This is a genomic window from Hymenobacter metallilatus (genome assembly GCF_003944705.1).
In the GTDB taxonomy this organism is placed as follows: Bacteria; Bacteroidota; Bacteroidia; order Cytophagales; family Hymenobacteraceae; genus Hymenobacter; species Hymenobacter metallilatus.
The window spans coordinates 87,044-106,016 of record NZ_RWIS01000002.1; the positions used below are offsets into that span (position 1 = coordinate 87,044).

Consider the following 18,973-nt stretch of genomic DNA (forward strand, 5'->3'; position numbering starts at 1 on the left):
CGCCCAGTACGGGGCATTGAGTTCAGCTGTATCCCAAGGGGAATTTATTTGCGGGAAGCGTTGCGACGGATTCCCTACTTTCGGCCCGGTTTTGGCCTGGGGGCAGTTTCCGCTCCATTGCTTCAATATAGTCTATCAGATGAACCACGTTTTCTTATTACGCGCCGTCCTGAGCCTACTGGCTGGCGCAAGCTTGTTGTTTTCCGCCTCCTGCACTGCGCCCCGCGCTATTGTAAGCACCGGCAAGGTGACGCCCCGCGGCGAGTTCAAGGTGGGTGGCAATATGGCCTTCAACGTGCCCACCGAAACCCTGAGTAAAACCGGTTCGGCGCTGCTGGAAGCGGCCAAGTCAGCGGCCAACAAGGACACCATCCGCTACAACCAAACCATCGAGAAGCTGCAGATTGGGGCCCTGGCCTACGTGCTGGACCCCGTGCGCCCCACTTCCGACCTCTATATCCGCTACGGGGTTATCGACCGGCTGGACGTGGGCTACAAGTACGGCTTCGGCTCGCACGTATTCGACGCCATGTACCAGTTTCTGGGCCCCGTGGGTACGCCCGAAAGCCCGGGCAGTGGGGCCGCTGGTGCCACCTACGGCAGCATTGGGGTGCAGTTTGCCACGCAGCGCAGCAAACTGCCCAGCATTCCGTTTCTGGAAGATGTCACCACGTTTCTGGGCTTTGAGGCCAGCCGCCACGACCTGATTATCCCGCTGGTGTTCAGCAAGTCGTTGGGAGCGGAGGAAGAGGTTGGGGCCATTTCCTACGGCGTAGTATACGCGCATAGCTTCTTCAAATACGGGTTTCAGCCCCGCAACCTGTTTGATACAGCCGGTCGGCTGGCTCTGCCTGCTTTGCCCTCGGCCCGGCGCAATTTTGGCTCCTATGGTGCTTTCTTCAACGCCAAGCTGGGCTACCGCTACGTCTACTTCATTCCGGCCCTGTCGGTATACTACCAGAACTACGGCGAGTATCAGCTGCTGAACAACAAAACCGCCAAGCTCAGCGGTCTGACCTTCATTCCGAGCCTGGGCCTGCAGTTCCGTATTCCGACCACGCGCCGGTAAGCCGCCGCCCGCGGTGGCGCTTGTTTCCGACGGAAAAGCCGGCCCTATTTTTTGCAGCCCGCTGTGCAGCGCACGGCGGGCTGTTTCGTAAGTTGTCAGTAGGGCGGCCCGGGCGGGCGGCTGGTCAGCTATTCTTGTTACTGCATCCCTTATGAGCCTTTTTACTATGCTACACCTACACCGGGCCGCCGGTAGCCTGCCAGGCGCACTGTTGGTGCTGGCGGCCGTGCCCACCCGCGCTCAGGCCGTCTGCGACCCGCCGGCCAGCCTAACAGCCGACAGCATTGCCTATTACCAGGCTGTAGTGCGCTGGCCAGCCGCGGCGGGCACGGGTACCTACCTGGTAAGTGTGCAGCCCGGCAACCAGACCTATACCGTAGCCGCTACTGCCCGCCGCATCCGGCTGAGCCTGAGTCCGGAAACCACCTATACCGTGCGCGTGGCCCGCCACTGCACCAACGGTCTGACCTCAGCGGCCGCGCAGGTGGGCTTCACTACGCCCGGTTACTGCGGCGGCCCCAACGACGTGCAGCCCACCCAGATAGGTGCTACCGAAGCCACCATTATATTCGGGCTGGCCCCCGGCTCCGTGCGCGACTACACCGTGGAGCTACGCGCCGTGCAGCCCGGCGTGGGGGCGGCTCTGGTGCGCACCTACACCGTAACCAGCTCGCCCTTATTGCTTACGGGCCTCACGCCCGCAACCCTCTACGATGTAACCTTCTTCACCAACTGCACCAACGGCGTCATTTCCGGCGGTACGGGCGGCGCGGGCCTGCCGTTCCGGACGCTGGCTCTGGCTACAGCGGCATTGGCTCCGGTGGCCGGACAGCTGGAGGTATACCCCAACCCAACCCAGGGCAGCTGCACGGTGCGGCTGCCTGCCCCGGCTCCCGCCGGTCGGCTGCATATTTGCCTGCTGGATGCCGCCGGCCGGATGCTGTACTTGCAGCCGCTGACCAGTGGCGTGCAGCAGGCAGTGGTGCCGCTGCCCCCGGTGGCGGCCGGGCTGTATCTGTTGCAGGTGCGCGGGGCGGGTGGCTACGTGGTGTCGCGGCGGCTGGCTCTGCGCTAGCCGCCGGGGCTGCCAGCTCGGCTTGGGGCTGGTCGGGCCCGGCGTTGTACCTTGGGCCGGTTCCCGGTTTTCTTTTCCTGCTTGATTACGCTCCTCTACAGTGAACATTCTCTACGGCGTGCCCGGTGAAGGCATGGGCCACGCAACCCGCAGTAAAGTAGTTATCGGGCACCTGCTGAGCCAGGGCCACAACGTGTGCGTGGTGAGCAGCTCCCGCGCCTACCAGATGCTGGCGGCCAATTTTCCCGGCCGGGTACACGAAATCCGGGGCTTTCACCTGGCCTACAAGCACCTCACGGTGTCGAAGTCGCGCACGGCGGCGCTTACGCTGCGCTCCGCCCCGGAAAACCTGCTCATCAACTTCCGCAAGTACCGGGAGCTGCTCTGCGAGTTCGAGCCCGAAGTAGTTATTTCCGACTTCGAGTCGTTCAGCTTTCTGTTTGCCAAGTGGAAGCGCCTACCCGTTATCAGTATTGATAACATGCAGATTATCAGCCGGGCGGCGCTGGATATTGCGGTGCCGCCGCCGGAGCGGGGCAACCTCACGCTGGCCCGGCAGATTGTGCGGGCCAAGCTGCCGGGCAGCCGGCACTACCTGGTCACGTCATTCTTTCAGCTTCCCGTTATAAAGGAGCGCACTACGCTGGTGCCGCCCATTCTGCGGCCCGAGGTGCTGGCGCTGCATCCCACCAAAGGCAGGCACGTGCTGGTGTACCAGTCGGCCACCACGCAGAAGGATTTGGTGGCGCAGCTGCAGCAGCTGCCGGGGCAGGAGTTTCGGGTGTACGGGTTCAACAAGGAAGAAAGCCACGGCAACGTGCAACTGCGGGCCTTCAGCGAGCAGGGCTTCTTGCAGGACCTGGCCAGTGCCCGGGCTGTGGTAACCAACGGCGGTTTCTCGCTCATCAGTGAGGCCGTATACCTCGGTAAACCCATTTGTGCAGTACCTATTCCGGCGCAGTTCGAGCAGTTTCTGAACGCCGCCGAAGTAGAAAAGCTGGGCTACGGCCGCCACTTTCCGGCCATTACCCCCGACAACCTGAAAGCATTTCTCTACGACCTCTCCGGTTTTGAAACGGCTTTGCGGAGCTACGAGCAGCAAGGCAATAAGGAGCTGTTTGCGGCCCTGGAACGGCTACTGACGGAGGTATAAGGGGCGGTTTTTCCGAAAGAACGGGTATTCCGAAGCTGGGCCAGTCAGAAGTTGTACCCCGAAGCTGTGCTTCGGCTCGCGTCTGGGGGTAATTTCCTGTTTGAGTTGAGTACCTTCTGACGCGAGCCGGAGCACAGCTCCGGGGTACCCGTTTTAGCGAGTCAGCCGCTTCTGCACTTCGGCCAGGCGGGCCTGTTTCTGGGCTTCCCGACGGATTGTGGCGCTGGGTGTCCAGTACCGGTGGGTGCTTAAGAATTCCACTTGCAACTGTAGCCAGGCCATTTCGTTGGGCATGAGGCCGCGCACGGTCAGCTCCTCAAACAGCGTCTGGCTGATGGGCCAGAAATCGGGGCGGCCGAGGTAGTCCAGGTCGGCGTCGCAGAGGATGCGGGCCAGCTGCCGGGAGCCGGGACTCTGGGGCATCCGGGTGGCCATAATCAACTCCTCAATCAGCTCAATCTGGGGCGTTGTGTAGCCAAAGTCCGGCAGCACCTGCCGGACCAGCGCGCAGCCGGCTGCCTCGTGGCCCTGGTAAGTGGTCAGAAATCCGGAGTCGTGGTACAGGGCCGCCGTGCGCAGGAGGGTTATGACGTCCGTATCAGTAATGCCTTCTGCTGCGGCCAGTGCCAGCGCCTGCTCCACCACATCGAGCGTGTGGTGCAGGCCGTGGTAAAACAGGGTAGGGGAGAGGTGCTGGCGGAGCTGGTCGAGTACGTAAGCTTCGGCGCGGAGGCAGTCCATGAGGTGGCAGGCAGAGCGTAGAAGGCGTAAATAGCGCAAAAAATCCGTGACCAACCCGCCCGAAGCCTCCTATCTTGCGGCGTAGTGGGGATGCGGTGATGAAGGGAGGGGGCAAAGGGTAACAGGTTTTATTCTGTGGCACCCTTGTACCTGCCTCTGTCACTTGTAACCTGTCAGCCCCATCACCTCATCACTTCACTCCTCAACATGACCTTACGCGCACGTTGGCAACAGCTGCTGGGCATCCGTCCGGAGGAAGGGCGCACGGTAGGGCTGTTTTTTCTGCATAACTTTCTGCTGGGCATCGGCACCATTCTGGTGTACGTGGCGGCCAACGTAATTCTGCTAGAAAATCAGCCTGAGCGGAATCTGCCGCTAGCCTACGGCGTGGCTGCCCTGGCCATGATAGTGGCCGGCCGGGTGTACGCCCACTACGAGCACCACCTGGGCCTGCAACGGGTAGCCGTACGGGTACTGCTGGCCGTGGTGGCGCTGATGGCCGTAATCGGTGTGCTGGTGGCGGTGGGCCATTCGGTGTGGGCCGCCATTGCCATCATGACGGGCTACCGCGTGATTTACCTGCTCACCAATCTGGAGTTCTGGGGCGTGTCGGCGGTGGTGTTCGATGTGCGCCAGGGCCGGCGGCTGTTCAGCGTTATCAGCTCCGGCGACATGCCCGCCAAAGCCCTGGGGGCCGTGCTGGCGCTGCTTATTCATCATCATACCGAGCTATTGTGGCTGCTGCTATTGGCGTTTGGGGCCTACGTGGGGGCTTTGCTGGTGCTGCGGGCTACCGGCCGCGAGCATGTGGTAGCGGCCCACTCCCGCGCCCGGGCCGAGCGCACCGAGGCCGTGGCAGCGCCGTTGCAGCGGTGGTTCGGCAGCAGCCGCCTGGTGCTTACCATGTGCCTGAGTATGCTGGCCATTGCGGCCGTAACCACCGGCATCGAGTACACCTTCTTTGTGCACGTGAAGCACCGCTTCCACGACCAGTCGGTGGTGATGCGCTACGTGAGTACCGTGCTGGCGCTTACCTACTTGGTGGCGCTGGTGGTGAAGCTGGTGGTAACCGGCAAAGTGCTCGACCGGGCCGGGGTGCGGCCGGTACTGCTGGCGCTGCCGGGCCTGGTAGTGGCCGGCCTGGCGCTGTACGGCTGGCACGATACCTGGGCCGATGAAGGCCTATTGCTGTACTTCTGCGCCCTGTTTCTCACGCTGGAAGTGCTGCGCCGGGCCTTCTTCGACCCCGTATTTCTGGTGCTGTTCCAGCCCCTGCCGGCCCCCGAGCGGTTGCAGGCCCACACCCTGGCCAAGGGCCTCTATGAGCCGCTGGGCATGGGCCTGGCCGGATTGCTGCTGTTGCTGCCCCACCGGCTACCGGCCCTGGGCACCGGCTTTGCATTCGGCTGGATGGCCCTGCTGATGACGGGGGCGCTGCTATTACTCTACCGCACCTACGGGCAGTACCTCGGCGAATTGCAGCACGCCGTGAGCCGCCGCTTTGCCCTGGCCGAGGAGCTTCCTGCGGCCGAGGCACCGAATGGTACGGCCGCTTCGGCCGAGGAGCTGATCAGCCTGGTTCAAGCCCTGCTGGACAAAACTGCCCGCCCCGCCGCTACAGTCAAGCTGCGGCAGCTGGGCGCAACGGCCGCGCCAGCCCTGGCGGCGGCCCTGCACTCTGCCCCCGACGATGCCCAGCTGCGCCGCCTGGCCAACCTGCTGGGCCACGTGCCGCACCCGCTCAGCCGGACCGCGCTGGTTGAGCTGGCCCAGCGCCCGGCCTTGCTCCAGCGCGAAGCTGCCTTGCGGGCCCTGCGCGGCTTTGCCCCGGAGCCCACCGATGCGCCCGTATTTCAGGGCTTGGTGCAGCAGGAGCTAGTGCTGGCCCGGCAGCTGCTGCACGGCAAAGCTGCCGCCACCCTGCAGCCCCTGCGCGATGCGCTGGCCTACGAGCTGCACCGGCTGGAGCAGCGGCTGTTTGGGCTGCTGCTCCAGCTCTACCCGCCCCAGGCCATTGCCGACGCCCAGCGCAGCGTAACGCACGCGGCGCGGGAGCGGCAGGCCAACGCCCTCGAAATCCTCGACAACCTCATTGCCCGGCCCATATACCAGGCCCTGCAAACGTTGCTGGAACTGCGCCCCGCTGCCGAAAAAGCCCAGGTATTCGACCGTTTGCTGCCTACTGCCCCCGCGCCGGTGCCCGCCGTGGCGCTGGTAGTGGAGCGCGGTGAAACGTTATTTTCCGACTGGACGATTAGTCTGGCGCTGGGGCAGTGGCAGCCGGCTGCGGCGGGGTTTGCACTACTGTGGCCCCACCTGCAAAGCTCCAGCCAGTTGGTGCGCGAAAGTGCCGCCGCTGCTCTGGCGCGCTGGGCACCCGCTTATCCAGCTGCTTACCAGGCGGCCCTCCTTCAACACCCTTCCTTGCCCGAGTTTCTGATGAGCCATTCTGCAACTGCCGCGCACCTTTCCGCCGCCGACCGGGTGGCCGTGCTGCAACACACCGCCCTGTTTGCCGCCACCCCGGCCAATGTACTCAGCAGCATTGTGCCCATTATGAAGGAAGTGGCCTTTGCGGCGCAGGAGCACATTTTCGCCAAGGGCGACCTGGGCGCTTCGCTGTTCATTGTGTACGAAGGTGAAGTGGGCGTCTTCCACGGTGAGCAGCAGCTGGCCACCTTCCGGAAAGGCGACTTTTTCGGCGAGTTGGCTCTACTTGATGCGGAGCCCCGCTCGGCTACGGCCGTGGCCCAAACCCCCGTACTGGCCTTCCGCCTCGACCAGGACGATTTTTATGATGTAATGGAGGAACGCCCCGAAGTGCTGCGCAACATCCTGCGCGTGCTCTGCCAGCGCCTGCGCAAGCAGAACGAACTGGTGAAGCAGTGAGTGAGTGAGTGAGTGAGTGACCGTCATGCAGAGGCCATGTGGCGCATCAAGCCAGGGTGCCGAAGCATGACGACTACCATCACACTGCTACGCTACCACCTCATAAATCATGATGGGATGCGCCTTATTCTTGAGCGTAACCTCATGTAGAGGGCGGCACTGGAACGACTCTTTCACCCGCTGGTAAGTGGCCTCCGTGATAATAATCTGGCCGGGCTGGGCCACGGACTGCAGGCGCTGGCTCACGTTTACATTGTCGCCGATGACGGTGTAATCCAGCCGCTTAAGCGAGGCCGAGCCGATGTTGCCCGACACCATTTCGCCGGTATTGATGCCGATACTCACCAGCGGTTGGTAGGGGCGGCCATCGGGCAGCACGTCCTCGTTGGCCTGCACTACCTGGCGCACGGCCAGGGCCGCATCCACGGCCCGGTCGAGGTGGTACTCGCCCCGGAACACGGCCATTACCGCGTCGCCCATAAACTTGTCGATGTAGCCGCCCTGAGCAATGATTTCCTGCACCATCTGGTCGAAATACCGGTTCAGCATGGTCACAATATCGGCCGGAGGCAGCACTTCCGACAGGGACGTAAACCCGCAGATGTCGATGAACACCACCGTGGCTTCCACCGTTTCGGAAGCCATGAGCGTGTTTTTAAACTCGGGCCGACCCACGAAGTTGAGCACGGTTTCATCCACGTACATGCGCAGAATGTTGTTTTCCTGAATGGCCCGCAGCGTTTCGCGCAGCTGCTGCACGTGCTGGGCAGTTTTATCCACGGTCAGCTCCAGGTCCTGGAAGTCTACGGGCTTGGTCACGAAGTCGAAGGCACCCCGGTTCATGGCCGTCCGGATGTTCTGCATGTCGCCGTAGGCCGACACCATAACGGTTTTGAGCACCGGGTTAGCTTCCTGCAAGCGGCTGAGCAGCGTCAGCCCGTCCATCACCGGCATGTTGATGTCGGAGAGGATGATGTCGAGGTCGGGGTGCTGCTGCAGGGTGTTGAGGGCCTCCTGTCCGTTGCTGGCAAACACAAACTCGTACACACTCTCCCGGATTTTGCGCCGGAATTTCTGTTTGATGAGCAGCTCCAGGTCGGCCTCATCATCCACTACCAGAATCTTAGTTTTCATGCTCGGTGAGGTGCAGCAGTTTCTCCTTAAGGGCGGCAAAATCGACGGGCTTGGCCAGAAAGTCGTTGGCCCCCAGTTGTAGGGCCTGCTGACGGCTGACCTCGTCGCCGTAGGCCGTAATCATCATCACCTGGGGCGGCGTAGGCGGCGGGGCGCTGTACTCCTCCCGGATGTGGCGCAGCAGCTCCAGGCCACTCATGCCGGGCATGTTGATGTCGGAGAGAATCAATACCACCTCCGAGGCATGACCGTGCAGGTAGGCCAGGGCCTCCTCGCCGGAATAGGCAAACGAAAACGTGAACACCCCGCTGCGGATTTCACGGCGGAACCGCTGCTCAAACAGCGTCCGCACGTCCTGCTCATCATCAACAACTAGTATCTTCATCGGAAGCAAAACTAACACAAACCGGCGGCGGGCCGGCCGCCTCAGGCGGGTAAAATAATACTGAACTCTGTGCCCTGACCCTCCACCGATTCTACCTCCAGCGTGCCGCCGTGGCCTTTCGTTACGATATCGTAGCTGAGCGAAAGGCCCAGGCCGGTACCTTCGCCGGTGGGTTTGGTGGTGAAAAACGGCTGAAAGATTTTCTGGCGCACTCCGTCCGGAATGCCGGTGCCATTGTCGCGCACGCGCACTTCCACGGCCCCGTCGGGCAGGCGCCGGGTAGCTACGGTTACGGTAGGTGCGTAGCCGGCTTCGCCCTGTTCCTTGCGCTTTTGCACGGCGTAAAAGGCGTTGGTGAACAGGTTCAGCAGCACCCGGCCCAGGTCCTGGGCCACGGCGTTAATTTTGGGCAGATTAGGGTCGAAGTGGGAGTCGAGGGTGGCGTTGAAGGTCTTATCCTTGGCCCGCAGGCCGTGGTAGGCCAGGCGCAGGTACTCGTCGGCCAGGGTGTTGAGGTCGGTGGGCTGCCGCTCGCCGGTGCTGGCCCGGGAGTGCTCCAGCATCCCGCGCACGATGCTGGCGGCCCGCTGCCCGTGGTGGGTGATTTTTTGGAGATTCTGGCGCAAATCAGCCAGCAGCTCGGCCTCCAGCTCCGGGTCCCGGTCGGGGCGCTGCTGCTCCTCTTCCAGCTCGGCCACCAGCTCCGCCGACACATCCGAGAAGTTGGTGACGAAGTTGAGCGGGTTCTGAATTTCGTGGGCAATGCCGGCCGTCAGCTCCCCCAGCGAGGCCATTTTCTCGGCCTGAATCAGCTGGGCCTGGGTGGTTTTGAGTTCTTCCAGGGCATGTTGTAACTCCTCGGTTTGCAGGGTGAGCGAAGCCGTGCGCTCGGCCACCATGCGTTCCAGTGCTGCGTTCTGGGCGGCTATTTCGCGTCTTTCCTTTTCCTCCGCCTCCCGCACCACCCGCTCGGCTTCCAGGTGCTTTTTCTGCCGACGGGCAATCAGCACAAACGTCACCAGCCAGATAATAGCAAAGCCCTGAGTGTTGCTGAACAGACTCTTGTACTCGCGCAGAAAGGCGTTGCTCAGCGCCCCCGACAGCAGTTCAATGGCCGCGTACAGCACGTACGGCACCACCGCCAGCAGCAGCGTCCGGGCCGGGCGGTACTCCTGCACCCGCACCAGCACCAGCACCACCATGCCCAGCAGAAACATGGTGTACAGCTCATCCAAACGGTCGGTTTTCCAGTGAATGAGCAGCGCGAACAGGTACAGCAGCACGCCCGGGGCCCAGAAATACCCAATCAGCCGGTTCAGGTGAGGGGTGCGGGTAGGCAGGTCCAGAAACTGCCGCATACTCCGCACTACCACGGCAGCCAGCCCAACAGACAAAAAAACGGAGGCGTTGATTTCCATGCGGCGAAGCAGAAGCGTAAAAAACGGGTGAAAGAACGGCCGGCCCGGTTAGGGTTTAGTGGGCTCGGGCGGCGGGTTGGTAGCGCCGCTCAGAAACCGGGGTAGCGGCACCGCCAGCGTTACCACCGGGTTATCGGTTGACGTCTGGGCTTTGGCTTTGCGGGGGTTGGGTAACAGGCCCGTTACTTCCCCCAGTTTCCCCAGCACTGTGGGCAGCGTTACGCGCACCGTCAGCACCTTCTGGGGTGGGGGCGGGGCCGGTTTAGTTTGCGCACGGCTGGGCCGGGCGGCCAGCAGCAGCACCAGTAAAATCCAGCAGAAGGGGGCGCGGAACATGGAAGGAGGGATACGGCCGTAAATATGCACGGATAAATAGGTTTCTTGCTAGCCGGCCGCTGGGAGCCACGGCGCCGGGCAGGTAGCTGCTCCCTTTGCAGATGGGTTTTCGGCGCGGAGCGTTGCCTTCCCTGCCAGAGTATTTACCTTAGAGCACTCATGACGACCTACTCTGTTCTGGCCCGTGTGGTGGCAGTGGCCGCCGGTGGCGCCTTGCTTGCGGCCTGTGCCCCGCGCCCCACTGCCTCCGTTCCGGCCACCGTGGCCAACCGCTTTGCTGCCGACAGTGTGCTGCAGCGGATTGCCACGCTGCAGGATGAGCGCCGCACGGCCCCGCTGCTGCCTTACCTGCGCAGCCCAACGGCCCAGTACCGGGAAGCGGCGGCCGAGGCTCTGGCTTCCGTGCAGGATAAGGCTGCCACTTCTCAGCTGCTGGCCGCCCTGGAGGATGCCGAATGGCGTGTGCGCCAGAAGGCAGCCTACGCCTTGGGGCAAACCGCCGACTCCACCGCTGAAACAGAGCTCTGGCGGGTAGTTGCCGAGGAAAAGCACCCCGCCGTGCGCCGCTACGAGCTGGAGGCCCTCGGCCGCTGCACGTCCCGGAAGCTCCTGGTTCTGCTCACGAAGCTGCCTGCCAATATTCCCGCCGATACCGCCACGCTCAGCGGGCAGGCCTGGGGCCTATACCGGGCCGGACTGCGGGGGCTCACCTCCGAGGCCGCCGTGGCCCGCTTGGTGCAGCTGCTAGGCCGCCCCAACCCCACTAGTGCCCGGATAGCGGCGGCCAATGCCCTGGCCCGTACCCGGGGGCTGAACCTGGCCCCATATGCCGCCGCCCTCAGTGCCGCCGCCCAGCAGGATGCCCATTATGCCGTACGCAGTGGGGTGGCTTCGGCCTTGGGTAAAGCAGCAACCGCCCCAACGGTGCCGGCCACCCTGGCTGCTCTGGCCCGCCGCGACGCCGACTACCGGGTGCGGGTAAGTGCGCTGCGGGCTATGAATAAGGCCATGTATGTGCCGGTGAAGGAAGCCGCCTGGGCGGCCCTCACCGACGATAATGCCCAGGTGGCCCTGGCGGCGGCCGAGTTCTTCCTCGCCCATGCCACCGACGAGCCTGGAACACTGTTTCTGGAAAAAGCCAACCGCCTGCTCCAGTGGCGGGTGCGGGCTACCTTGCTGGCCGCCGCCCTCCGGCAGCCCGGTCCGGAGCGGGCGGCTATTCGCCGCGCCATTCAGGAGCGGTACGCCGCCGCCACCGACGTGTACGAGAAGGGCTACCTGCTGAAAGCCCTCGGTGAAGACCCTGCCGCCTTCGACTTTGTGCAGCAGGCTACCTTTACTCCCAACCAATCGGTGGTACTGGGTACCTATGGGATGGAGGCGCTGTTGGCCCTGCGCCACCAGCCCGATTTCCCGGCGGCCCGCTACCCCGATTTCGCGCTGGCCCTGCGCCGGGGCGTCCTGACGGGTGATGTGGCCCTGCTGGGCACCGCCGCCGAAGCCATCCGGGACCCCAAGCTGGAGCTGCGCCGCCTGCTGCCCAACCCCGATTTCCTGCTCCAGGCCCGCAACCAGCTCATCCTGCCCCGCGACCTGGAAGCCTGGCAGTCCTTGCAGCAAACCATCGACTTTTTGCAGCAGCGCCCCGCAACTCCGGTGCCCGTGGCCGCCGCCGCTACCCACCCCATCGACTGGGCCCTGGTGGGCTCCATTCCGGCGGGGCAGCGGGCCATTGTGCGCACCAGCAAGGGAGATGTTATACTGCAGCTATTGGTGGAGCAGGCGCCCGGCTCGGTGGCCAGCTTTGTGGCCCTGACCCGGCAGGGGTTCTACAACGGCAAAAACTTCCACCGGGTAGTGCCCAACTTCGTGGCCCAAGGCGGCTGCCCCCGCGGCGACGGGTGGGGTAGCTCCGACTACAACCTACGCTCCGAGTTTGCCGACCGGCGTTACGGCGAAGGCGCCGTGGGCCTGGCCTCCGCCGGCAAAGACACCGAAAGCTGCCAGTGGTTCATCACCCACGCCCCCACACCCCACCTCGACGGCCGCTACACCATCTTCGCCCAGGTGGTGCAGGGCATGGAGGTGGTAAGCCGCCTGGACATCGGGGACCGGATTGATAAAATAGAGCTGATAAAATAGCCCTGCCACTGTCGTGCCTCCCGGTGGTTGGAGGGACAGTGGCAGGGCCTTAAAACCAGCAACCCGCAGCCAGCTTACGCCTCGTCGCGGCCGTGGACCTGGGCGGGAGGCGTGGTGGCTTCTACCGCCGAAAACGTTTCCAGCACCTTATAGGTGTGTGTGGCTCCTTTGGGCACTACCCAGGAGTTGCCGGGCTCCAGTAGCACCATCTGGCCTTCCAGATGCAGCTCGGCCCGGCCTTTCAGCACGTAGCCCACCGTTTCATAAGGCCGGGCTGAGGGCTCCTTCGGCTCGCCGGGCTGTTCGTCTTCCCACAGGCGCATGGAGATATGCGTGCCGGAAGCCAGGTATTTTTCGCCGTCCGAACCTGTCGGGGAGTGGCGCGAGTCAACTTTGGTGATGGTGGTATCAGCCATTGAAGTAAAAATGAAGGCAGAACAGAATAAGATGCTGCTGAACTAACGCGCCGGTTGGGTGGCAGGTTGCGCCCGGCCGGCCGCCAAACCTTCCGGGCAACGAGTAGTTTATAGGAGCCTCGGTGTGGTTATCTTCCGCCATGCGGCCATGGGAGGCCGCCTTTCCTGAGCGTATGTCTATGTACGAGTCCGACTTTTTATACGAGCTGGCCCAGGCTCATCAGCACACGGCTGCGCCCTTGCCCGCGGTGGCCTTCTGCCACTTAGCCGACCAGCTGCTGGAGCTGCTGTTTCCGGAACGCTCCGCCCGCCCCCTGCGCGACGCCGATGCCATTGCCGCCACCCTGCGCCTGCTCCAGGACGACCTCACCGACCTGCTCCGGGCCGTGCCTATTGTGCAGCCTGCTCCGGAGCTGGCGGCCGCGCTTATTAGCTCCCTGCCGTTCCTGCGCGAAACCCTGCTGCTCGATGCCGCCGCCATTGTGGCCGCCGACCCCGCCGCGCAGGGTATGGCCGAAGTTGTTAGCACCTATCCGGGTTTTTATGCCATTGCTATGCATCGTTTTGCCCACGGCCTGCACCTGCGCGGGGTGCCCCGCGTGCCCCGCCTGCTCAGCGAGTATGCTCACCAGCGCACTGGCATCGATATTCACCCTGGCGCCCAAATTGGCCCATCCTTCTGCATTGACCATGGCACCGGGCTGGTTATCGGCGAAACCTGCGTAATTGGGGCCGGCGTCAAGATCTTTCAGGGCGTTACCTTGGGCGCGCTCAGCGTGGCCAAGCAGTTGCAAGGCATCAAACGCCACCCTACTATTGAGGATCATGTGGTGATTTATGCCGGCGCTACTATTTTGGGCGGCAGTACCACCGTGGGCAGCCACAGCATCATCGGGGGCAACGTCTGGCTCACGGAAAGCGTGCCTTCGCACTCCCGCGTGTACCATCAAGCCCACATCCACGTCACCCGCTCCCAGGACCCTACCGAGGATATTCTGTTTTCAATTTGAAGTAGGTGAGATACGGGACTATGAGACATGAGAAGTGAGACAGACGACTTCGCCGAACGAACCGCCTGTTTCACCGTCTTATATCTCACCTCCTACTTCTTCCTGTCCCATATCTCACTTCTCACAGTCTCACTTCTCAAAATAAAATGAAAGCCACTTCCATTCTCGATACCATCGGCAACACGCCGCTGCTCCGTCTCAACAAGCTGTTTGCTCACCGCCCCGATGTAGAAGTGTGGGTGAAGCTGGAGCGGGCCAACCCCGGCGGTAGTATCAAAGACCGCATTGCCTTGAGTATGATTGAGCAGGCCGAACAGGACGGGACTCTGCAGCCGGACAGCCTGATTGTAGAGCCCACCTCCGGCAATACCGGTGTGGGCCTGGCCATGGTAGCGGCCGTGAAAGGCTATAAGCTCACGCTGGTGATGCCCGAAAGCATGAGCATAGAGCGCCGCCGCCTCATGGCCGCCTACGGGGCCAACCTGGAGCTGACGCCCCGCGAAAAAGGTATGAAGGGTGCCATTGAAAAAGCCCACGAGCTGGTACAAAACACCCCCGGCGCCTGGATGCCCATGCAGTTTGAAAACTCCGCCAACATCAAAGTGCACCAGGAAACCACCGCCCAGGAAATCCTGCACGACGCCCCGGAAGGATTTGACTTCTACATTACCGGCGTAGGTACCGGGGGCCACCTGACCGGAGTAGCGGAAGTACTGAAGCCAAAGTTTCCGGCTATGAAGGTATTTGCCGTGGAGCCTGAGTTGTCGCCGGTTATTAGCGGCGGTGCCCCTGGCCCGCACCCTATCCAGGGTATTGGCGCGGGCTTCATTCCGGAAAACCTGCACCAGAATGTTCTGGACGGCACCATACAGGTAAGCCAGCAGGAAGCCTTCGACATGGCCCGTCGCGCCGCCCGTGAGGAAGGCATTTTTATGGGGGTGTCATCGGGGGCTTCGCTGGCCGCCGTTGCCAAAAAGCTCTCCGAAGTACCCCAGGGGGGCCGCGTCCTTACCTTCTGCTACGACACGGGTGAGCGGTACCTATCGGTAGAGGGGCTGTTTGTGTAAGCTCCGCTGTAACCAGGGGTATGGGGGTGCGCTGATCCGCTTTGCGGCCCTGTGCGCTTCACCCGTATCATTTTATACACCAAGAGGCCTTCCGCATTGGAAGGCTTCTTGACTTTAAAGTAGTAGCCGTTGCCGCTCCTCACTGTCGACCCGCAGCATACATCCGCGCACTCCGGTACATCCGTCTTCATCCGTGATAAAATGAAAAAGCCCAACCTTCTGGTTGGGCTTTCGCAACGGGAGTGGAGAATATCGGAGTCGAACCGATGACCTCTTGCATGCCATGCAAGCGCTCTAGCCAGCTGAGCTAATCCCCCGTTTGTTCGGCAGTACACTCGCCTGTTGCGAGTAGGAGTGGAGAATATCGGAGTCGAACCGATGACCTCTTGCATGCCATGCAAGCGCTCTAGCCAGCTGAGCTAATCCCCCGTGTTATGCACTAACCCAAATAACCGGTTGCATTTGGTTTGGCAAAAGTACAACGGTTATTTGCTTCCGCAAGCATTCAGATAAAAAAAAGTGGGCTGACGATATCGTCAGCCCACTTTCAGGTAGCTAAGTGGTTGAAGCTTAGTTGAAGATGTAGCGCAGGCCAACCTGACCCTGCCAACGCGAGCCGATGCCGCCGGTGTCGTCGCGGAAGGTGCGGGACAGCGGAACGCCGGGCGTTACGGTAGTCGTGCCGTTCACCGTCGCCGACGACGGAGCAGTCAGATAGGGGAAGGTGAATACTGGCTGGCCCTGGTTGTTGTAACCGGCAAAGGTCAGTGGGTTCACCTTGTTGGTAGTCCGGAACGTACCCCAGTCGCTGTTGATGAGGTTGCCTACGTTGAAGAGGTCAATGCTCAGCTGCAGCGTGTTGCGGTTCTCACCGATATTGGTGAAGATATCCTGCAGAATACGCAAGTCAACGCGGTGCTGCCACGGACGGGCAGCGCCGTTACGCTCCGCGTATTCACCCCGGTGCTTGCTCAGGTATTTGTCCTGGTTGATGAAGGCATCCAGGTCAGCCCACTGCTGAGCCGCCGAGTACGTACCACCACCTTGCGCAGCCGTCAGCGTGATATCACGCAGGTTGATTTCGCTCTGGTTGCGGGGGATGTACATCAGGTCATTCGACGTCTGGTTGTCCCCGTTCATGTCACCCGAGTATACGTAGGAGTAACGGCCGGCCGGAGCACCTTCGTAGAACATCGACAGCGTAGTTCCCAGGTGGCCCAGGTACTCTTTACGGTACGACAGCGAGCCAATTACGCGGTGCTGCTGCAGGAACTGCGAGTAGCTCAGGGCTTCGGCATTCGGGTCGCCCGAGATGGAACGGTCACGCCAGATGGACTGGGCAATCGAGCCACCATCGTTTACCGAGCGGGAATCCGAGTAGGTGTAGGCAGCCATCAGGTACAGGCCGTTGTTGAACGACTTCTGCAACTGGCCGGTAACAGCGTAGGAGTATCCTTTGCTGGTGTTCTTCATCAGGATGGCGTCGCTGATGTTGGGGTTGGTCGCCGAAACGCCACCCGCACCCGAGTAGATCTGAGCACCAGTCCGGGAGGTCGATACCAAGCCAGCATTGGCACCGGTCTGCGCGGCCCCGAAGGTGTAGAAGATCGGACGGTTGTCGGCACCATTGGCCCGGGCGAAAGGAGCCTCTTCGCTGCCGCGCAGGTTCACGTTCTGGTGATAAACTGCGTTGACGTCCTTGGTGTAAAAGCCTTCAAGCGTTCCGATGATACCACCGGGCAGCTGCTGATCAACGGCCAAGTTAGTACGCCATACCTGCGGGAATTTGAAGTCCTTATCGGTAACGGCCAAGTTGTACGACGTGTTAGCAGCGGCATTCTGGGGACGGTAAGCGTCCACACTCGGGTTGAATACGTAGCTGGAAGCGTTAGTACCCAACGAGCTGAACGAGCCGAACTGGACACCGTTGTTGCTGGCCTGGTTCGAAAGCCATACAAACGGAACCCGACCGGTGAAGATACCCGTACCACCACGTACTTGGGTTTTCTTGTCGTCGTTTACATCCCAGTTGAAGCCAACGCGGGGAGAGAACAATACACGCTTCTTGGGCAGGTCGCCGGTGTTGATTTTCACCCCATCACGGAAAGTCAGAGCCGCGGCATTCGCGTTCTGAGGTAGGTCCGAGCTTACGAAGGGCAGGTCAGCGCGTACACCACCGGTGATGCGCAGGTTATTCTTTGGCGACCATTCGTCCTGGATATACAAGCCCAACTGCGCGGCTTTGATATCGGCGTACGGGAACTCACCACCGGGCAGAGCCGAGTACTGCAGGTTGTAACGGGCGGGGCCCGGGCGCGTACCCGTCAGAGCTGTGATGGTGGGGTTGCTCGGGTTGGTCGTACGGTCGTAGTTGAAACCAGCCGAGGCGTAGAAGTCCTCCAGCGAGTTGTACGAGTAGTTACCGTAGTAGTTAGGCGCAAAGCCGTTACGGAACTTGTAGAATTCGTTGTAGGTACCAATCGTTACGTTGTGCTTACCAAGGTAAGCCGTAAAGTTGTCACCAAACTGGGCAACGTCCGTGTTCAGGATGTTGAAAGCTGAGAAAGGCTCGTAGCCGAACGAGGTCAGCGAACCGGTAGCCGTAATGCCGTTCAGGGCAGCACCCGAGCTACGACCAACGGAATTGCCAATATCAACCAGCGGGAAGATACCACCGCTGCTTTCGCGGAAGTCGCGGAAAGCCGAATAGCCAGCCGTCAGGTTGTTGGAGAACCGACCCCCGAAACTGCTGTTCAATTCAGCAATAAACGAGTTCAGGTTGTTGTTGATAGTGTAGTACGAGGAGGAGAACGGCAGGCCGAACTGCGACTGGGAGCGTTGACCGGCAATAGCGCCCGAGGTGCTTGGCGGAATGTCGGCGTACGACCTCAGGTAGTTGTACTTGATGTTGAAGCGGTGATTCTGGCTGATGTTCCAGTCCAGTTTAACCGTTGCCTTGTCGCTGTTTTGGCGGAGCTGATAGCTTTCGTAGTCGCCGGCATTAAAGCCGTATTGCGTCTGCAGGAAGTTTTTCAGGAAGTCCAGGTCGGCGGAGCGAGCCTGCGAGGTCTGAGCACCGGCCGGTACACCGTCGCGGGTAGCCGTGAAGTTGCCGTTTGGTGGGTCATTACGACGCTCCCGCTCCCCGTTTACGAAGAAGAACAGCTTGTCCTTGATGATGGGGCCGCCTACCCGGAAACCTTCGTTGTGCAGGTTGAATTTGGGGTAGTCCTGTTTGAAGTCGCCTACCTTATTCCCTACAAAATCCTGGTTACGCAGGAAGCCGTATACGGAGCCCGAGAATTTGTTTGTGCCCGAGCGGGTAACCACGTTGATACCAGCACCGGTGAACGAGCCCTGACGAACGTCGAAAGGAGCGATGCTCACCTGAATCTGATCAATGGCATCCAGCGAAATAGGCTGGGCGCTGGCCTGCCCGCCTACGGTGGAGTTCAGACCAAAGGCATTGTTGAAAATGGCACCGTCAACCGTTACGTTGTTGAAACCGCCATTCCGGCCGCCGAAGCTGTTGTTCGAGCCAGCCTGAGGAGTCAGACGAGTAAAGTCGCTCAGCGAGCGGCTGATGGTGGGCAGGCGCTCAATCTGCTCGCGCTGTACCGTGGTGGCGGCACCCGTACGACCCGCGTTGATAACCGGATCCTGACGGCCGCTTACTACTACTTCGCCCAGTGTCTGCTCCGATTCGCTCAAGTTGATATCGAGGCGCTGGTTCTGGCCCAGGGTCAGGAAAATATTTTCCCGCACGGCTTCCTTATACCCCACAAAAGATACGCGGATGGTGTATGGTCCCCCCACACGCATGTTCTGCAGGTTGAAGCGGCCTTCCGAATTGGTTGGGGCAACGTACTGCGTATTAGTGGGGCCGTGTACGGCAATAACCGTGGCGCCAGGCAAGCCCTCACCAGCTTTGTCGGTAATAATACCGTTCATTGCTGAGGTGGTACTACCCTGCGCCCAGCTCAACTGCGCTGCGAGAACCGCTATGGGTACCAGCGCGACTGAAGCGTAATGGTTGCGTTTCATAAAAGAGGGGGATTGGTGAAAAAAAGCGGGGCTTGTTAGGGGTGAAAAAGCGGCGCAAAATTACTCGATGAACTTAGCTGCTGCGTTACCGCAT

At 61.4% G+C, this 18,973-nt stretch carries 14 protein-coding genes and 2 tRNA genes; 7 read left to right on the forward strand and 9 right to left on the reverse strand.

Features of this window, described 5'->3' with window-relative positions; genetic code table 11:
• The first annotated feature begins 139 nt into the window (after window positions 1–139).
• The 3 genes from EI290_RS03720 to EI290_RS03730 all read left to right on the forward strand — a co-directional run bounded on the left by EI290_RS03720 (window position 140) and on the right by EI290_RS03730 (window position 3,297).
• Complete coding sequence (locus EI290_RS03720) at window positions 140–1,069, forward strand: hypothetical protein (RefSeq protein WP_125426909.1); 930 nt, start codon at window positions 140–142, stop codon at window positions 1,067–1,069.
• A gap of 166 nt (window positions 1,070–1,235) precedes the next feature.
• Window positions 1,236–2,144: a T9SS type A sorting domain-containing protein gene (locus EI290_RS03725; protein ID WP_185816835.1), complete on the forward strand. Its 909-nt coding sequence runs from the start codon at window positions 1,236–1,238 to the stop codon at window positions 2,142–2,144.
• Between the two features lie 100 nt (window positions 2,145–2,244).
• Window positions 2,245–3,297, forward strand: coding sequence for an MJ1255/VC2487 family glycosyltransferase (locus tag EI290_RS03730; RefSeq protein WP_125426913.1), 1,053 nt, complete (start codon window positions 2,245–2,247; stop codon window positions 3,295–3,297).
• 153 nt (window positions 3,298–3,450) lie between these two features.
• Here the strand turns inward: EI290_RS03730 and EI290_RS03735 are convergent, their stop codons facing one another.
• Window positions 3,451–4,038, reverse strand: a complete 588-nt coding sequence (locus EI290_RS03735; RefSeq protein ID WP_125426915.1) for an HD domain-containing protein — start codon at window positions 4,036–4,038, stop codon at window positions 3,451–3,453.
• A gap of 207 nt (window positions 4,039–4,245) precedes the next feature.
• On the opposite strand from EI290_RS03735, the gene EI290_RS03740 reads away from it, so the two are divergent.
• Window positions 4,246–6,927 carry a cyclic nucleotide-binding domain-containing protein gene (locus EI290_RS03740; RefSeq protein ID WP_125426917.1) on the forward strand — a complete coding sequence of 894 codons (2,682 nt, stop codon included), beginning with the start codon at window positions 4,246–4,248 and terminating at the stop codon, window positions 6,925–6,927.
• Between the two features lie 87 nt (window positions 6,928–7,014).
• Here EI290_RS03740 and EI290_RS03745 read toward each other — a convergent pair whose 3' ends face one another.
• Genes EI290_RS03745 through EI290_RS03760 form a run of 4 tightly spaced genes read right to left on the reverse strand, consistent with a single transcriptional unit; the run spans window position 7,015 to window position 10,200 of the window.
• Window positions 7,015–8,061 carry an adenylate/guanylate cyclase domain-containing protein gene (locus tag EI290_RS03745; RefSeq protein WP_125426919.1) on the reverse strand — a complete coding sequence of 349 codons (1,047 nt, stop codon included), beginning with the start codon at window positions 8,059–8,061 and terminating at the stop codon, window positions 7,015–7,017.
• A complete protein-coding gene (locus tag EI290_RS03750; protein WP_125426921.1) occupies window positions 8,051–8,446 on the reverse strand; it encodes a response regulator in 396 nt (131 codons plus the stop codon). Before EI290_RS03750 ends, EI290_RS03745 begins: the two co-directional genes overlap by 11 nt.
• A 41-nt stretch (window positions 8,447–8,487) precedes the next feature.
• Complete coding sequence (locus EI290_RS03755) at window positions 8,488–9,864, reverse strand: sensor histidine kinase (RefSeq protein WP_125426923.1); 1,377 nt, start codon at window positions 9,862–9,864, stop codon at window positions 8,488–8,490.
• Between the two features lie 48 nt (window positions 9,865–9,912).
• Window positions 9,913–10,200: a hypothetical protein gene (locus tag EI290_RS03760; RefSeq protein WP_125426925.1), complete on the reverse strand. Its 288-nt coding sequence runs from the start codon at window positions 10,198–10,200 to the stop codon at window positions 9,913–9,915.
• Between the two features lie 159 nt (window positions 10,201–10,359).
• Here EI290_RS03760 and EI290_RS03765 point away from each other — a divergent pair, with 159 nt between their 5' ends.
• Window positions 10,360–12,342, forward strand: a complete 1,983-nt coding sequence (locus EI290_RS03765; RefSeq protein ID WP_125426927.1) for a peptidylprolyl isomerase — start codon at window positions 10,360–10,362, stop codon at window positions 12,340–12,342.
• A gap of 74 nt (window positions 12,343–12,416) precedes the next feature.
• Here the strand turns inward: EI290_RS03765 and EI290_RS03770 are convergent, their stop codons facing one another.
• Window positions 12,417–12,758: a cupin domain-containing protein gene (locus EI290_RS03770; protein ID WP_125426929.1), complete on the reverse strand. Its 342-nt coding sequence runs from the start codon at window positions 12,756–12,758 to the stop codon at window positions 12,417–12,419.
• Window positions 12,759–12,931: 173 nt separating this feature from the next.
• On the opposite strand from EI290_RS03770, the gene EI290_RS03775 reads away from it, so the two are divergent.
• Window positions 12,932–13,768 (forward strand): serine O-acetyltransferase, encoded by an 837-nt coding sequence (locus EI290_RS03775; RefSeq protein WP_125426931.1) that lies wholly within the window; start codon window positions 12,932–12,934, stop codon window positions 13,766–13,768.
• Window positions 13,769–13,914: 146 nt separating this feature from the next.
• Window positions 13,915–14,835: a cysteine synthase A gene (gene cysK / locus EI290_RS03780; RefSeq protein ID WP_125426933.1), complete on the forward strand. Its 921-nt coding sequence runs from the start codon at window positions 13,915–13,917 to the stop codon at window positions 14,833–14,835.
• Window positions 14,836–15,078: 243 nt separating this feature from the next.
• Here the strand turns inward: cysK and EI290_RS03785 are convergent.
• From EI290_RS03785 to EI290_RS03795, 3 genes are all read right to left on the reverse strand, one after another.
• Window positions 15,079–15,152, reverse strand: a tRNA-Ala gene (locus EI290_RS03785).
• Window positions 15,153–15,190: 38 nt separating this feature from the next.
• Window positions 15,191–15,264: transfer RNA gene (locus EI290_RS03790), tRNA-Ala, on the reverse strand.
• Between the two features lie 141 nt (window positions 15,265–15,405).
• On the reverse strand, window positions 15,406–18,786 hold the full coding sequence (locus EI290_RS03795) for a TonB-dependent receptor (RefSeq protein ID WP_221766229.1): 3,381 nt from the start codon (window positions 18,784–18,786) through the stop codon (window positions 15,406–15,408).
• Window positions 18,787–18,973: the final 187 nt, after the last annotated feature.

What these genes read in the sequence shown, in the direction of transcription:
- EI290_RS03735 (WP_125426915.1), bottom strand. Translation starts at nt 4,038, where the DNA reads ATGGACTGCCTCCGCGCCGAAGCTTACGTACTCGACCAGCTCCGCCAG.
- EI290_RS03775 (WP_125426931.1), top strand. Translation starts at nt 12,932, where the DNA reads ATGTCTATGTACGAGTCCGACTTTTTATACGAGCTGGCCCAGGCTCAT.
- EI290_RS03765 (WP_125426927.1), top strand. Translation starts at nt 10,360, where the DNA reads ATGACGACCTACTCTGTTCTGGCCCGTGTGGTGGCAGTGGCCGCCGGT.
- EI290_RS03725 (WP_185816835.1), top strand. Translation starts at nt 1,236, where the DNA reads ATGCTACACCTACACCGGGCCGCCGGTAGCCTGCCAGGCGCACTGTTG.
- EI290_RS03795 (WP_221766229.1), bottom strand. Translation starts at nt 18,786, where the DNA reads ATGAACGGTATTATTACCGACAAAGCTGGTGAGGGCTTGCCTGGCGCC.
- EI290_RS03740 (WP_125426917.1), top strand. Translation starts at nt 4,246, where the DNA reads ATGACCTTACGCGCACGTTGGCAACAGCTGCTGGGCATCCGTCCGGAG.
- EI290_RS03745 (WP_125426919.1), bottom strand. Translation starts at nt 8,061, where the DNA reads ATGAAAACTAAGATTCTGGTAGTGGATGATGAGGCCGACCTGGAGCTG.
- EI290_RS03760 (WP_125426925.1), bottom strand. Translation starts at nt 10,200, where the DNA reads ATGTTCCGCGCCCCCTTCTGCTGGATTTTACTGGTGCTGCTGCTGGCC.
- EI290_RS03755 (WP_125426923.1), bottom strand. Translation starts at nt 9,864, where the DNA reads ATGGAAATCAACGCCTCCGTTTTTTTGTCTGTTGGGCTGGCTGCCGTG.
- EI290_RS03770 (WP_125426929.1), bottom strand. Translation starts at nt 12,758, where the DNA reads ATGGCTGATACCACCATCACCAAAGTTGACTCGCGCCACTCCCCGACA.
- EI290_RS03720 (WP_125426909.1), top strand. Translation starts at nt 140, where the DNA reads ATGAACCACGTTTTCTTATTACGCGCCGTCCTGAGCCTACTGGCTGGC.
- EI290_RS03750 (WP_125426921.1), bottom strand. Translation starts at nt 8,446, where the DNA reads ATGAAGATACTAGTTGTTGATGATGAGCAGGACGTGCGGACGCTGTTT.
- cysK (WP_125426933.1), top strand. Translation starts at nt 13,915, where the DNA reads ATGAAAGCCACTTCCATTCTCGATACCATCGGCAACACGCCGCTGCTC.